Annotated in this window: 14 protein-coding genes; 9 read left to right on the forward strand and 5 right to left on the reverse strand. The window is 62.8% G+C overall.

Annotated features, from left to right (window positions below; genetic code table 11):
• The first annotated feature begins 228 nt into the window (after nucleotides 1-228).
• The 4 genes from P3T16_RS33150 to P3T16_RS33165 are packed head-to-tail and all read left to right on the forward strand — an operon-like array spanning nucleotide 229 to nucleotide 3815.
• Complete coding sequence (locus P3T16_RS33150; protein WP_429345423.1) at nucleotides 229-1347, forward strand: iron-containing alcohol dehydrogenase; 1119 nt, start codon at nucleotides 229-231, stop codon at nucleotides 1345-1347.
• Nucleotides 1347-2756, forward strand: a complete 1410-nt coding sequence (locus tag P3T16_RS33155) for an amidase (RefSeq protein ID WP_429345424.1) — start codon at nucleotides 1347-1349, stop codon at nucleotides 2754-2756. Before P3T16_RS33150 ends, P3T16_RS33155 begins: the two co-directional genes overlap by 1 nt.
• Nucleotides 2753-3661, forward strand: coding sequence for a tryptophan 2,3-dioxygenase (locus tag P3T16_RS33160; protein ID WP_429260905.1), 909 nt, complete (start codon nucleotides 2753-2755; stop codon nucleotides 3659-3661). The genes P3T16_RS33155 and P3T16_RS33160 overlap by 4 nt, the downstream gene beginning before the upstream one ends.
• A 16-nt stretch (nucleotides 3662-3677) precedes the next feature.
• Nucleotides 3678-3815, forward strand: a complete 138-nt coding sequence (locus tag P3T16_RS33165) for a hypothetical protein (RefSeq protein WP_429260906.1) — start codon at nucleotides 3678-3680, stop codon at nucleotides 3813-3815.
• 72 nt (nucleotides 3816-3887) lie between these two features.
• On the opposite strand, the gene wrbA is transcribed toward P3T16_RS33165, so the two are convergent.
• Both wrbA and P3T16_RS33175 read right to left on the reverse strand, forming a co-directional pair.
• Nucleotides 3888-4514 (reverse strand): NAD(P)H:quinone oxidoreductase, encoded by a 627-nt coding sequence (wrbA, locus tag P3T16_RS33170; protein ID WP_429260907.1) that lies wholly within the window; start codon nucleotides 4512-4514, stop codon nucleotides 3888-3890.
• 17 nt (nucleotides 4515-4531) lie between these two features.
• The gene (locus P3T16_RS33175) at nucleotides 4532-5482 is read right to left on the reverse strand and encodes a ring-cleaving dioxygenase (RefSeq protein WP_429345425.1); all 951 of its coding nucleotides are present in this window, start codon (nucleotides 5480-5482) and stop codon (nucleotides 4532-4534) included.
• Between the two features lie 324 nt (nucleotides 5483-5806).
• Between P3T16_RS33175 and P3T16_RS33180 the strand changes: the two genes are divergently transcribed.
• On the forward strand, nucleotides 5807-6718 hold the full coding sequence (locus P3T16_RS33180) for a LysR substrate-binding domain-containing protein (RefSeq protein ID WP_429345426.1): 912 nt from the start codon (nucleotides 5807-5809) through the stop codon (nucleotides 6716-6718).
• A gap of 308 nt (nucleotides 6719-7026) precedes the next feature.
• On the opposite strand, the gene P3T16_RS33185 is transcribed toward P3T16_RS33180, so the two are convergent.
• Nucleotides 7027-7455, reverse strand: coding sequence for an ACT domain-containing protein (locus P3T16_RS33185; RefSeq protein WP_429345427.1), 429 nt, complete (start codon nucleotides 7453-7455; stop codon nucleotides 7027-7029).
• 320 nt (nucleotides 7456-7775) lie between these two features.
• On the opposite strand from P3T16_RS33185, the gene P3T16_RS33190 reads away from it, so the two are divergent.
• The 3 genes from P3T16_RS33190 to P3T16_RS33200 all read left to right on the forward strand — a co-directional run bounded on the left by P3T16_RS33190 (nucleotide 7776) and on the right by P3T16_RS33200 (nucleotide 10314).
• On the forward strand, nucleotides 7776-8645 hold the full coding sequence (locus tag P3T16_RS33190) for an SHOCT domain-containing protein (RefSeq protein WP_429345428.1): 870 nt from the start codon (nucleotides 7776-7778) through the stop codon (nucleotides 8643-8645).
• 613 nt (nucleotides 8646-9258) lie between these two features.
• Nucleotides 9259-9582: a four-helix bundle copper-binding protein gene (locus P3T16_RS33195; protein ID WP_429345429.1), complete on the forward strand. Its 324-nt coding sequence runs from the start codon at nucleotides 9259-9261 to the stop codon at nucleotides 9580-9582.
• Between the two features lie 84 nt (nucleotides 9583-9666).
• On the forward strand, nucleotides 9667-10314 hold the full coding sequence (locus P3T16_RS33200; RefSeq protein WP_429260824.1) for a dienelactone hydrolase family protein: 648 nt from the start codon (nucleotides 9667-9669) through the stop codon (nucleotides 10312-10314).
• Here the strand turns inward: P3T16_RS33200 and P3T16_RS33205 are convergent.
• Nucleotides 10311-11426, reverse strand: a complete 1116-nt coding sequence (locus tag P3T16_RS33205; RefSeq protein WP_429345431.1) for a CapA family protein — start codon at nucleotides 11424-11426, stop codon at nucleotides 10311-10313. The genes P3T16_RS33200 and P3T16_RS33205 overlap by 4 nt on opposite strands.
• Before the next feature lie 498 nt (nucleotides 11427-11924).
• Complete coding sequence (locus P3T16_RS33210) at nucleotides 11925-12113, reverse strand: hypothetical protein (RefSeq protein WP_152762527.1); 189 nt, start codon at nucleotides 12111-12113, stop codon at nucleotides 11925-11927.
• 569 nt (nucleotides 12114-12682) lie between these two features.
• Here P3T16_RS33210 and katG point away from each other — a divergent pair.
• Entirely contained in the window at nucleotides 12683-14863 is a 2181-nt protein-coding gene (gene katG / locus P3T16_RS33215; RefSeq protein WP_429345430.1) for a catalase/peroxidase HPI, read from the forward strand.
• Nucleotides 14864-15198: the final 335 nt, after the last annotated feature.

Here is a 15198-nt window from a genome sequence, read left to right on the forward strand (position 1 = left end):
CTACGGTGGAAAAGATCATAGACACGTCCCCTGCCTTGTGAAGATGGCAATGCTTGCAAGCTCCGTTCGAAAACAACGAACGACTCGCGCCCATCCGCATATGTCGGGCGTCCAAATTCCTGGACGCTCTGTTCCCGAATCCCGTGCGCACGCGTGAACCCGATTCGCCTATCTTGCTACTCGGGATCGGAGCACCGATCGCATACAAAAACTTGGTGGAGATGTGGAATGAACCAGTTGAAATGCTTGCCGCAGGAAGAGATTGTCTGGGGACATGACGTGCTGAAAACCGTCGCCGCATCCATGGGGAACTACGGCATCCGCCGCCCGATGACGTTCACGGTCGAATTCCTTGAGGCATTGAACCGCGAGCACCTGCAGCCTGCCATCGGCGACGGCGTGGGCACCTTCACCGGGCTGCCGCCGCATGTGCCCGATTTCGCAGTACGCGATGGGCTGCGTGCATGCATCGAGGCCAATGCGGGATCGATCATCGCCCTCGGTGGCGGCTCCGTGCTCGACGCCGCAAAGGCAGTCTCCTACCAGCATTTCCAGCAAACAGGCCGCTACCTGCCCATTGTCGCAATTCCAACGACCCTGTCGGGTTCGGAGTTCTCCCACTACTTCGGCGTGACGGAAACGGACGGTCCGCAGAAGTTCAAGCGCAGTTATGCCGTGCGCGAAACGACCCCCAGGCTGGTCGTGCTCGATCCCCGGATGATCGTCGACACACCACGTACGCTGTTGTTAAGTTCGGCCATCAAGGGGATCGACCATGCGGTGGAAGGCATGCGCCGGGTCGACGTGAATCACCCTCACGCCATCATGGCCGCCAGGGGCGTGGAGCGCTTCCTTGCCGTGCTGGAGAAGTGGCCGCGCAAGCTTGAAACCCGCGAGGCCATCGCGGGCGGCCACGTGTCGACCGACGACCTGCTGCAGCTTCAACTCGCCGCGTGGCAGTGTTACTTCTATCCTGCTTCAGTCACCTACGGCCTGAGCCATCGCATCGGGCACATCCTCGGCGGGACGTTCGGGCTGGCGCACAGCGTGACATCGTGCATTACGCTGGCGCCCGTCATCCGCTCCTGCGCCGACATCTATGGCCGGAAGCTTGAGATCTTCTCCACGGACCGTGGCAGCCGCACGCCCGCCGCATTCCTCGCTGACCGCATTGAGGCCGCAGTGGACGCGCTGGAATTGCCGAGCCGGCTCGGTGACGTCGATTTCGATCGGGCGAAGCTTCCCGAGATAGCGGCCCTGCTGAGGCAGAACTATCCCGCCGAGGTCGGCGACCTTGGCGAGGATGCCGGCACGAAGCTGGCTGCGTTGCTGGAGAGCCTGTGGTAATGACCGGCCGGCCATCCGACACCTTCCCGCATCCCGTGAGCTTGCGCCACGCGCTCGATGGCCTGGCCAGTCGGCACATCACTGCGACAGGCCTGACCGAGGAGGCGCTCCGCTGCGCGGAAGCCAGCAAGCAGTCGCTCAACGCGTTCGCCGCCATTGATTGGGACCGCGCGCTGAAGGCCGCGGCGGAAAGCGACCGCCGCTACGGCGAAGGCAGGCAGCGTCCGCTGGAGGGGCTGCCCATCGCCGTCAAGGACCTGATCGACACCAAGGGCATCGAAACACAATACGGATCGGCCGCCTACCTCAGCAATGTTCCCCTTGCCGATGCCGACATCGTGAAGACATTGGCGGGATGCGGCGCCATCGTCATCGGCAAGACCACCACCCACGAATTCGCGTGGGGCGTGACGACCGCCAGCCCCAGCTTCGGCGATACCCTGAATCCCCTCGACCGTTCCCGCATCCCCGGCGGCTCCAGCGGAGGCGCCGCAGTGGCGATCGCGCATGGCGCGGTCATGGCAGGCGTGGGCACCGATACGGGCGGCTCGGTCCGGATTCCGGCCGCGCTCTGCGGTGTCGTCGGCTTCAAGCCGACACTCGGCACGCTCTCCACGCGTGGCGTGTTTCCGCTGTCACCCACCTGCGACCACGTTGGCCTGCTCGGTGGACAGGTCGATGACGTGCTGGTGCTCGCCGATGCCGTTGGCATCGAAATCCCCCAAAGCGATGCAGGGCTTTCCGGCCGCGTCGGCATCATCCGACACATCGCGCCGGTTCCTCTGAGTACGGAGGTTGCCTGCGCATTCGATGACGCAGTGGAGCGACTGGCACAGCGATTTGCCTGCGTGGACCTGGGCAGGACCGGCCTGTTCGATGCCGTGCTCGATGCCTTTGCGGCCATCGTCCTCATCGAGGGTGGGATCGAGCATTTCCGCCGCCACGACTGGGATCGCATCGCCAGGTATTACAACCCGGAAACGGTCGACAGGCTCAGGCGCGCGCAAGCCATGGACCTGCGCACCTATGCGACGGCCCAGCAGGCCAGGCGGCATTTCTCGGCGGGGCTGCATGAAGCGATGTCGACGCTCGACTACCTCGTGCTGCCGACCTGCCCCTGTACCGCCCCGCCACTCGATGCCTGCACCGTCGACATTGGAAACTGGACCGGCACCGTCCGCGAGGCCCTGATGACCTACACCGCACCGTTCAACGTCGCGGGATTCCCCGCCATCTCGATTCCCCTGTCGTCCCGGCACGGCGGCCTTCCGGCGGCATTGCAGATCGTCGCCCGGCCCAGCGACGACGGCGCGCTGCTGAAGGTCGCGCTGCAAATGGAGTCGATGCTGCGGAGCGTCGCCGTTCCACAAGACTTACCTGCCACCACCACCACGAGGAGACCAACGTGAACGTTACCGTCAAGCCCGCATCCCCGGCGCCCGCCGGAACGCCAGCCGGGCATACGCCATATAGCGCCTGGCTGCAGACAGACGTGCTTCACGCTCTGCAGCACCCGGTCAGCGACCATCCCGGCGAGCACGCCTGGATCGTATCGGCGCAGGTATCCGAGCTTTACTGGATGCTGATCATCAAGGAAATGCAGGCCGCGCAGGCGCAATTGCGTGCCGATGACCTGACCGGGGCCTGCCGGACGCTGCGGCGCGTCGTCGCCCACCACGAGCCGCTCAATGCCACCTGGCGCTCCATCGCATGGATGACGCCTGTCGACCTGCTGGCCATCCTGTCGCGCGTTGGCGTGAAGTACGGCAAGGATACCGCCCTCCAGGGCTGGACGTACCGCCAGATGGTCTACCTGCTCGGCATCAAGCAGGGGGAACACCTGCAGCACTTCCAGCCGCAACCCCAGCGCTGGGAACAACTCAGCAAGGCACTGGCAGAGCCGAGCCTGTATGACGACGTGCTCGCCCACCTTGACCGCAAAGGCTTCCGCGTGCCAGCGGCGGTACTCGACCGCGATTTCAGTGTGCCCTACACACCGGACAAGGCGGTCGAGAACGTCTGGCGCGATGTCTACGCCGACCCGGACAAGCACCGGGAACTGCAGCAGCTTGGCGAGACGCTTGCCGATATCGCGGAGGGATTCGCCGAGTGGAAGCACCTGCACCTGATGGCGACGCGCCGGACGTTCGGCGCCCGGCCGGCCTACTTCGGCACCGAGGGCATTGCCTGGCTTCTGCCGACCATGAACGAGATCCCATTCCCGGAACTCTGGTCTGCGCGCGGCATCATCGGCGATCCACCTGCGGTGTGTCCGCACGCCCGCGGGCAGGAAAACGCTTCAGCTGCGGAATAACGCGCTCAGGACGGTCATGGAAACAGTCTACGATCAAAAGATCGCAGTGCTCGTGTCCATGGTCGTCTTCAATGCCGGGGACGCAGAACTTGTTGCCGCCTATCGCGCCAGCATTGATGCTATGGGAAGCTGCATGGTGACGGCGCCGGCCTGAGTGGTTGCCATCGTGACACCGGCCTGTGCCGGTGCAGGAATCGGGCGGAGACTGCGTGCCTCCGCCCTTTTATCAGGCTGCTACCGGCTGCGGCTGGGCGTGCAAGGCACGGGCGACGGTCGTCACCCTAAGGCCCTGGAACCGGGCAACCGCCAGGTGATCGTCGTCCGGCTTCACGGCGTCACGCTGCGAGACGTGAGTCGCGCCGTACGGGGTGCCGGCCTTGAACATCGCCGCGTCGGCATAGCCCAGCGGCACGATGATCAGGCCCAGATGCGCCATGGGGGCGTAGGTCGCCAGCAGCGTGGCTTCATTGCCGCCGTGGCGCGAGGACGTCGAGCCGAAGACCGAGCCCACCTTGCCGTTCAGCTTGCCCGCGAACCAGAGGCCGCCGAGCCCGTCGATATACGCCTTGAGTTCGGCCGAGATCGACCCGAACCGCGTCGGCGTGCCGAACACAATCGCGTCAGCCCACTCGGCATCGGTTTCGGTCGGCGCCTCGTATTTCGCGTTCATCTCCGTGGCGTTCTCGAGCCAGCCCGGCGCCTGCCGCATGACGTCGGGGCCGACGACCTCCCGCACACGCCGCATGCGGATTTCTGCGCCAGCCTCGAGGGCCCCCTCGGCGACAGCCTTGGCCAGCATCTCGGTGGAGCTGTTACGTGAGTAGAAGACAACCAGTACTTTCGGTTTATGCATGGTGATCCCCGGCAACGTCATACAGAGATGGGCTCGAGCCGGCCCAGCAGCTCGTCTTTGCGATCAGCCAGCCACGGCGGGAGCTGGAACTCCTCGCCAAAATGACCGGGCTTTTCATCGATCGCGAAGCCGATGTCGGTGGTCGTCGCCTCGAACATCACGCCGCCGGGCATCTTGAAGTACATCGAGCGGAAGTAGTTGCGGTGCACCGATTCGGACGTATCGATGTAGCCCAGGGCAAACATTCTCTCCTTCAGGATCTCCTGCTGTTCCACGTTGTCCACCGCGAAGGCCACATGGTGGACCGTGCCTTCGCCGTAGATCGACGAACCCTGGTGTCGGTCCGGCTCATGCAGGAACTCAACAATCGTGCCCGGGCCGCCGGTGTACGTCTCGAAGCGGTAGTAGGGTCCCGCCTTGCCTACGTTCCGGAAACCGATCGCTTCGCTCATGAAGCGGATCGATTCGGCGACTTCCCGCAGCGACAGCGTGATGCTGTGCACGCCGCGGATGGCATGGGCTTCGGGGATATCGCTGGCCACGCAAGCTGGACGCGCATCCAGATCTGTTTCGACGAGATCGAACTCGACACCGCACGGATGTTGGAACCGCTGGCGGCGCTCTCCGAAGCGCTCGACGATCTCGCTGTCGTACGGCACGTCCATGGCATCGAAGCGGCTGCGCCAGAACTCGAGCGAGCCCTTGGGGACCGAGTAGTTGATGACCCGCACCTGGCCCGATCCCTGACGCGCCATGACGCCCCGCTGGCGGAACGGGAACGACGTCACCAGGGTTCCAGGATCGCCATTCGCGTTGCCGTAGTAAAGGTGGTAGATGGGATCCTCGCCGTCGAGAAGCACGGTCTTCTTCACGAGGCTCTGCCCGAGCAGCTTGACGTAGAAGTCCACATCCTCCTGTGCGTGCCTCACGCCGAGGGTCAAATGATGAAATCCCTTGAGCACTAACATTGTCCTCTCCAGTTTGATATTGGCATATAGAAACAGCGCAATGCCGCTCCTGTGCAACAGCTTATGACGGCAGATTCCAATTGGGCAGTCGTCCCGGGTTGTACGCAGGGTTCGACAAACCTGGACAATGCCGCTCTGTGAGGCGCGGTGCGCGAGGTGGCGCCGGATGGGCGATTCCTGAGGCTGGCGGGACGCAGACGCGGCAGGACACCAAGGTCTACCCGGGTGGCGATGGGCGAAAGCGCTGGAGTATGATCGGGCGTCGTCCAACCATCCCCGCAACGAACGCCGCCGGCGCCGGAATGACCGAAGAGTCCCCATGCCATGCTTGATCTGAAGGATGTCTATTACTTCGTGCAGGTGGTCGACCGCTGCGGATTCACCGCGGCTGGGGAGGCGCTCAGGATTCCGAAGTCAACGGTGAGTCACCGGGTGAAGGAACTGGAAGCCTCGCTGGGCGTGCGGCTCATCAGCCGGACGTCGCGCCAGTTTGCGATGACGGAGGTAGGCCAGGAGTTCTACCAGTACGCCATGGCGCTGCTGCGCAGTTCCGAGCTTGCCGAGGAAGCCATGCGCCAGCGGCTGGTGGAGCCGAGTGGCGTGATTCGCGTGACGACGACTGCGGACATTGCCCAGTTCGCGCTACGCCACACCCTGCCGACCTTCCTCACCGACCACCCCAAAGTGAGAATCGACGAAATCGCCACGGAAAGGATTGTGGACATCGTCGGCGAGCGATTCGACCTGGCGATCCGGAGCCATGTTGGTCAGCTGCAGGACTCCAACCTGGTCCAGCATCCGCTGGCCAGGACACCGTGGTATCTCTTCGCGGGGGCCGACTATCTCGAACGAACATCCGTGCCGACGCAACCCGAGGACCTGGCATCTCACGCCATCATCGCCATGGCGGGCAAGTGCGCGCCGCATTGGCCGTTGCAGGGCCCGGACAAGCGCGTGGTCACCGTGCCCTTTGAACCGAGATTCCAGAGCAACAGCCTGATGTCGCTGAAAGAGGCCGCGTGCGCGAACGTCGGCGTCGCCGCGCTGCCGGAATACGTCTGCCAAGCCGAACTGCAGGCCGGCACGCTGCGGCAGATATTGCCCGAATGGATCGCTGCGGACGCCCGTATCACCGCCCTGATTCCATATCGCACGGGTCTGCTGCCGGCGGTTCGCACGCTGGTGGACTATCTTGCTGTGGTGCTACCCAAGGTGACGGCGTTCGACCGGAACTGAGCCTGGGGCGTGGGACTTCGGTCAAGTACCGATCGTCTTGCAACCCTGGAAGCACTCCCTTGCGGGTTTCTGCGGCGAATCTCCGGCCGTCTCTGATCCGCCCCATTTCTGCTGTTGGGTGAACGGCTCATCAATGACTGTGGTTGGCCTTAGTGAGGCGCTTTCATGACTATCTCCTTTCAGGTGAAGGGAGATCAAGTCTGTGCCAGCGGACAGATGGCGCTGTCCGACCCACTCCGGACGATCAATCCTCTCCGAAGCCGGTTTGCGTCTGGCGTGGGCCCTCTTAACGTTAGATCCGAAAAAAACTAAACAATATTCGCCGGTGGTTGCCCGGTGACTCCATCCGTCTGCAACAGATGAAGTACATGCATCGCCGCGTCTGCTAATTCCAGGGGGACAAAAATATGATCGTGGTAGGCGCCCGCCACCACGTTGCAGCTGATGCCGGCATTACCCAATGCGGTAGCGAATGCTGCGGTCAGGCCCACCGCCTCCAATGCTGAATTCACGGTCAAGGTAATCCACGCGCACTTGAACAAGGTATTCAAACCGCTGACCCGCGCATCCGCCTCACTCGTAACCACAGACAAGCCCTCGCGTTCGCGGATTGACGCAACGATGACGGCAGGGTCAATTGCGTTACCGTCCTCGACCGAGGCAAACACAAACACGCCCGGGTTAAGCACTGGCTCCAACGTTTTTAACAAGACGGAGAGATCCGAGACTGGGCCCATGTTACCTCCTGTGCGGCGTCGTTCCACGCCATTTAAAGCGCCCCCGGTTCGTGGGCCATCAGCGGATTGTCGACCAATTTGAGCGTAGCGTCGAACGACGGAAATTGGCGACCGGCTGCGGGAGCTTGACGTGAAACCGCGCAACCTGTCCCCCGATCGTCTCGCGCTGGTGCACTGAACTGTTCCCCAGCCACGTTGCCTAATTCTCGCGATCCTCGCTGAATTGCCCCGTCCGGCACTGCGCAGGGGGCGCTGCAGTTTATATAGCCGATGTCGGAAGATAGATAGCCGATGTCGGAAGAAACCATGAGTGGATCACCATGCGAAAACTTACCCCCGCCGGCCAGCAATTGATCGAAGAAGTAGCCCAGCGACATGGGTTCAGCACGGACGCCGTGATGTGCATGCTGGAGTCTGTGATTCGCGGTAACGGCAGCATGGCCCAGTTCAATCACCCCGAATTTGGTGGCTCCGGCCAGTGGATGCGGGGGGGAATGACCATGGTCTCCGACATGTTCAACAACTACCTGAAAGGCCGGGTCGATGGGCTCTGTTTCGAGCTTTCCCGCCTGATGGCAAATCAGCCCGACCTTATTCGCAACGGCAGCTTCCAGTCGCAGAGCCAGGGTACTCAGCAGCAGGGCAACGACGGCGGCGGCCAGCAACAACAGCAGAGCGCTGGTTACGGTGGCAACAACCAGCAGCAGACTGCAGCCGGACCGGTCGGACCGGTGAGTCTGTTCGTTCCGCCCGCCCCCGGCACCTCTGGCGACTGGTGGCCCGGTGATCTGGGGCGGCCCAACAGCACCGGCGCGCAGAACGATGTCCGCTATGCCTACTTCGCACACCCCCGGCGCCTGGCGATCGAAGTGAACGGCAAGGTGACGATTTACGATACGCTCGATCACGAGATCAGCGGCTTCTCACAGCAGCAGTCCCGCGGCGCGTCCCTCACATTCGCGAGCCAGCACGGCCTGGTTGCTGTCGCCAGCCTGCCGGTTGTCTCGGTCGGTGGGGTTCCGCAGCCGGCGTCGCCGCCGGTGCAGGAGGAGCCCGTCAGCACTCAGTCGGTGGCCCGCGAGGCAGACGTGTTTGCCACCATAGAGAAGCTCGCCCAACTGCACGCGAAGGGGATTCTCAGCGATGAGGAGTTTGCCGCCAAGAAGGCGGAGTTGCTAAGCCGCTTGTGAGCGTCCCGTCATCGCGCAGCGCAACCGGGGCACGATTTCTACCTGGCTGAAACGCCCACATAGGGACGGGCACATCGCCCGGTTGATTGCTCAGTAAGAAGCGACTCGACTGGTTCCTGCAGGTCCGGAATCGACCCTGAGCCGCCCCTCGAGCAGGCGCAGACTGAGCGGCAGCTTTCAAGGATAGAACGGCCACCGCTCCACTGGAGCAGGCGGCAACCGTTGCGGTCGTTGCACTCATTTGCTATCGCCGTTGGTCCAAGGAAGGTTGGCCGCACTGGGACGCTTCGGTTGAGACGGATGTCAATCACCGAGCGGCCATCGCGGAAAGCGTCGACCTGCGAGATTAGTGCCTCAGTTTTCACCTTGTCTCGAAGAATCTCTTCCGGAGCCGCGGCGAACCGGTACAGCGAATCAAACTCGAAACGTTTAACGAAGCTATTCGCGAGGAATCCGGCTCGTAGCTTCGCTTTACGGCACCGACACGAGCGACTACGCTGCTATGAGAGCCGCGCTGGTCGGCCCTGAAGTTCTCGCAACACGTTGCGCCCTGCCTTCGAGGAGAGCACTCGGCGGACGCCGAACAACTCTATTCAAGTCTGGAGCTTCGTCGATGAACCCCGAAATCTATCAGCCGTCTATTGAAGCCTGCGATGCTTGTGCCGCTGCCTGCGATCGCTGCGCATCCGCCTGCCTCGATGAACCGGGCCGGGTTAACATCGCCAAATGTATTCGCCTCAACGCCGATTGCGCTTCGCTATGCCGCCTCACATCTGCGGCCTTGGCTAGACAAAGCCATTTCGCACCCGAGTTTTGCGAACTCTGCGCACGGATCTGTGACGAGTGCGCCGATGAATGTGCGCGGCACGCACCCGAGCACTGCGGAACATGCAGCGATGCGTGCCGGAGATGCGCGGAGGCGTGCCGGGCAATCTAGTGTCTTGCTCCGCATCAGCGCGCCCGCCGACGGCGAGCGCGTCGCGTATCGGGTCGGAAAATGTCGTACCCGGCTTGAGATGCCATGGAACCCCGGCTCCAAATGCAGGAAGTCACCATTCCGGTAGAGGACGCCTTCCTGATGGGCACACTCGCGCTGCCACAGGACGCTCAATCACTGGTTCTGTTCGCGCACGGCAGCGGCAGCTCACGATTCAGCCCCCGTAACCAGTACGTGGCCACCGAACTCAATCGGGCCAGGATCGGAACGCTGCTGATGGACTTGCTCTTCGAGCAGGAAGACGCCGGTCCCGCTGCCCGCTTCGACATCAAGCTGCTGGCGGTGCGTCTCGCGCAAGCAACGGCCTGGATCGCGGCGAAGCAGACGACACGCCTCTCTTTCGGCTACTTCGGCGCGAGCACGGGCGCGGCTGCGGCGATCCGCGCGGCGCACGTGTCGTCGGTCCCGATTGAGGCGATCGTTTCGCGAGGCGGCAGGCCCGATCTCGCCGGACGCGATGTCCTCGCCGCGGCGCAGGCACCCACGTTGCTCGTGGTAGGCGGGCTCGACACCAATGTCATCGAAGTCAACTGGGAGGCATTCGCTCTGCTCGAATGTCCGAAGGATCTTGTGATCGTCCCCGGCGCGACCCACCTGTTCGAAGAGCCCGGCACACTGGAAGCCGTTGCGCGGTACGCGGTGCAGTGGTTCGAGCGTTATCTCGGCGCCTAAGCGCCCGCACGCAGCACGAGCGTGTCGTTAGCGCGGCGCTCCACAGTGGCGCCCAATGGCTGACTCTCCCGATTCAGCGTTTCGTGTAACCATCGAATGCCTTCTTCAGGCGCCCGGTTGATCTGGAAGTGGCACGTCTGCGTCGGCGTCATCGACAGTTCGGCCAGCTTGCCCGTTTCAAGGTCGAGCGTGGGAAAATACATCAGCGCAAGGTCGCTGCGAAACGCTTCCTGACCGCCGATACCTTCATAGTCGTTGATGAAGTCCCCGGCGCCGTACAGGACGAGTTTGCCTCGATACAGCTCGATGCCCTTCACGTGATGCGACGAATGGCCGTGTACGAGATGCACGCCCGCCGAATCGATGAGTTCATGCGCGAAGTATCGCTGCGAAGCAGGTATGTCGAAATCGAAGTTCTCGCCCCAATGGATCGAGACGATGACAATGTCGGCTGCCTGCCTGACCGCTCGCACCTGCGCCGCGATCGTGCATACGGTGTCAGCCGAAAGATCAGGGAGCCGGTTCACGCCGGGACGGCCCCGATCGGCGGCCCAGTCCGCGCCCACGCCGCTGCATTCCGTGGCAAAGGCGAAGATCATTACTCTGCCGCCGCCGGCCAGTTCGATCAAGGCAGGCGCGGCCGCCTCGACGTCGTCCTGCCCCGCGCCGGCCGTATGAATGCCGGCTGAACGCAAGGCATTCAGAGTTTCCTTCAATCCGCGATAGCCCCAGTCGAGCACATGATTATTTGCGAGAGCGCAGCAGTCGATTTTCGCGGCGCTCAAGACGGGCGCGTTGCCGGGATGCATGCGGTAGTGGATGCCCTTTCCGGGCCATGCGTCCTCGCTGGATGTAACGGCCGTCTCGAGATTGACGATGCGCGCGGCAGGACTCATGCGCTCCAGTTCGAGCAGCGCATCGCCCCACACGTAGCTGAACGGGACACACTCCGGTAACGGGCCCGTTATTTTCGCTTCAGCGAGGCGCACATAGCCTCTCGCCGAACGCATATAGGGTTCGAAGAGATGGGGCAGGTTCGGATGCGGCAGTATCTGATCGATACCGCGTCCCAACATCACGTCCCCGCACAGAAACAGCTTGATGCAGTTCATCCTTCTGGAAAAAACCATGTTCCCGGTGCGGTAAGCCGCCCAGGACGACTTCAAGATAGTTTTCTGGCACTTCGGCGTCTAGCGTTCGGGGCTGTACAGAAGCGCCTGCCGCGTGCAATCACTGCTTCGCACTCGCGACGCAGGTTCTACAATCGTTCCGCTCTCTCGCTCACAACCGACAATGCGATCGCGTACCGGGCGTTGCTGCGACGGCCGGCGCCGTCCGCGCGCTGGACGGGCCAGCACTACGTGATCATCAATCCGTTTGCCGGCATCATGGTGCGCGGCGACACTCCGAATTCTCGAGCGTTCGCGGAAGAGGGGTTTGCGGCCCATGCTAACGTTCAATGTGCACATCAACCGCGTCGTGCGAATCTCGATGCACAGTGCGGCCTATTCTCAGGTGATTTTGGACGCAGCGGGCCGGGGCACCATATCGCATGGCGCCTCCTGAATTGCTAGCCCTCTTTCACTGAGCGCCTGGGAGCGGACTCCTCATCAGCGTCTCGTGATGTTGACGGCCACGATTTCGTATCCGGGGTCGGCGTGCTCGTTCGCGACTTTGTTCGCTTCCTCATACGAGAGAAAGGACGTGGCTTCCTTAATCTCCGGTGCCATGCCGATATCGCCGTCCTCTGCGGTGCAGAGGAACTTCTCGCCTGTCTTCACGACGTAGACGGTCGTCATGTCTCCCTCCATGGCTTGCAGGGGAACTTCCAGTCTAGCAGGCCGGAAGGGTTGCACACGATTCGCTGAGTCGCTTCCGTAACGTCCTCGCGGGAGGCGTTCCGCCCTCCGATTTTTGCGTCATTCCATCATTCTGTTCACAACCCAAATTGACGTGCCGCCATCCTTCAGCATCCCCGTCATAGCGGTTGCGTCATAGGCCATGCGCGGCCCGCTAAAGGCAAAGCTCGGCGATAGGCGCTTGACGACCCTCAGCCGTCGTCCGGCTCCTCAACGCCTCGATGCCCGCATTTGGGGTGCTACAGACAGTGACGCCGGGCTTGGGCGTTGGGAATATCCGGGCAGGCATGTCAGGTCTGCGGTGCAATCGCAACCTGTTTTCCCGGGCGACGCCAGAAACCGGTAGTCTTCGGGCGACCGTCGGCTTCGGTGTCAGAGGCTATCGCCGCCATTGTGCATCTCAATAAGCGCGCCATAAGAATGGACTATGCTGTACTGGCGGGTTGTGCCCGCACGCATGTCGTGGTGCTGGCACGGCCTTTGAACAACCGTGACCTAGTGAGAGAACGATGCCATCCGAAGCTCAATGCCCGTTCTCGGGCGATGCCTCCATTGCCACACGCGTCGTCGCTGGCACCATGACCAACCAGGATTGGTGGCCCAACCAGCTACGCGTTGACCTTCTGAATCAACATTCCGAGAAATCCGATCCGCTTGGTCGGAAATTCAACTACCGCGAGGAATTCAAGAAACTCGACTATGCGGCCCTCAAAGCCGACCTGCGCAAGCTCATGACCGACTCGCAGGATTGGTGGCCGGCCGACTTCGGTCACTACGGCCCGCAATTCATCCGTATGGCCTGGCATGCCGCCGGTACCTATCGCACGGTCGACGGCCGTGGCGGCGCAGGCCGCGGCCAGCAACGCTTCGCGCCACTGAACTCGTGGCCCGACAACGTCAACATCGACAAGTCGCGCCGCCTGCTGTGGCCGATCAAGCAGAAGTACGGCCAGAAAATTTCGTGGGCCGACCTGCTGGTTCTGACGGGCAACGTCGCGCTCGAAACGATGGGCTTCCGCACCTTCGGCTTCGGCGCCGGCCGCGAAGATACCTGGGAGCCGGACAACGACGTGTACTGGGGCGCGGAAACGACCTGGCTCGCGCTCAGCAACGATCCGAACAACAAGCGCAGCCGTTACTCGGGCAAGCGCGATCTCGATAATCCGCTCGCCGCCGTACAGATGGGCCTGATCTACGTCAATCCGGAAGGCCCGGACGGCAATGGCGACCCGGTCTCGGCGGCGGTCGACATCCGCGAGACCTTCGCCCGCATGGCAATGAACGACGAAGAGACCGTCGCGCTGATCGCGGGCGGTCACTCTTTCGGCAAGACCCACGGCGCGGGACCGGCGACCCACGTGGGCCCCGCTCCCGAAGCGGCTCCGGTCGAATTGCAGGGCCTCGGCTGGGCTAGTACCTACAAGTCGGGCACGGGCGGCGACGCGATCGGCAGCGGCATCGAGGTCACGTGGACACAAACGCCCGCGCAATGGAGCAATGCCTTCTTCGAAAACCTCTTCAAGTACGAATGGGAACAGGAAAGGAGCCCGGCTGGCGCGATCCAGTGGGTCGCCAAGAATGCCGAAGCGGTCATCCCTGGCCCGAGGCCCGATTCGCCCAACCGCAAGCCGACCATGCTCACAACCGACCTGTCGCTGCGCTTCGATCCCGCGTACGAGAAGATCTCGCGTCGCTTCCTCGACGATCCGCACGCGCTTGCCGAAGCGTTCGCACGCGCCTGGTTCAAGCTGACTCACCGCGACATGGGCCCGAAGGCACGCTACCTCGGCCCGGAAGTGCCGCGCGAAGACTTGATCTGGCAAGACCCGCTGCCAGCGGCGACGCACCATCCGAGCGAGACCGACATCGCCGATCTCAAGGCGAAGATCGCGGCTTCGGGCCTGTCGGCTTCGGAGCTCGTCGCGGTTGCGTGGGCTTCGGCCTCGACCTTCCGTGGTTCGGACAAGCGCGGCGGGGCCAACGGCGCGCGCATCCGACTCGCGCCTCAGAGCGACTGGGCAGTCAACCAGCCCGTCGCCGGCACGCTGGCGAAGCTGGAAGAAATCCAGAAGGCTTCGGGCAAGGCGTCGCTCGCCGACGTGATCGTGCTGGCCGGCAGCGTCGGCATCGAAATGGCTGCGAAGGCAGCGGGTCTCACGCTCACGGTGCCGTTCGCGCCGGGCCGCGTCGACGCCACCGACGAGCAGACCGATGCAGTCGCGATGGCTGTTCTCGAACCCGTCGCCGATGGCTTCCGCAACTTTGAGAAGACCAGGTCGCCGGTTCCGGCCGATGCATTGCTGATCGACAAGGCCCAGCTGCTGACCCTGACGGCTCCGGAGATGACCGCGCTGATCGGTGGCCTGCGCGCCATCAACATCAACGCAGACGACAGCAAGCACGGTGTCCTCACGAAAACACCGGGCGCGCTCACCAACGACTTCTTCGTCAATCTGCTCGACATGGGTACCGAGTGGAAGCAGGCCGGCGATATCTACGAAGGCTATGACCGCAAGACGGGCCAGCTCAAGTGGACGGGCACCCGCGTGGACCTCGTGTTCGGTTCGAACTCGATCCTGCGGGCGCTGGCCGAGGTGTACGGCAGCGCCGACGGCAAGGGGCGTTTCGTCAACGACTTCGTGTCCGCCTGGGTCAAGGTGATGAACCTCGACCGCTTCGACCTATCCTGACGCGAGACTACGGCGGGCGGCTGCCAGACATGAGCCGCGCGAGCGCAGTATGCAAAGCCGGAGGTTTGCGCCTTCGGCTTTTTTCAGGTGCGTCCGAAACGCGATCAGCCGGCCGCGCCTCGTTCCCCCCCGCACGCGCAGTCTCGTCAGCGTGCGTTGTCGGTACGCGAGCGACCGAAAACGGAGCGAAGCCGCCGCCCAAATGTCGGACTTACGACTGACGCGAATGACGCTTCATGGCCGATTCTGTTGAAAAACTCGCCCGAGAAGTGGAATCTTGCGTATCCTGGTAGACATCGATCGACGGGAGCGCATCGTCATGATGGGTCAACAAG

This window comes from Paraburkholderia sp. GAS42 (assembly GCF_050436565.1).
Lineage (GTDB): Bacteria > Pseudomonadota > Gammaproteobacteria > Burkholderiales > Burkholderiaceae > Paraburkholderia.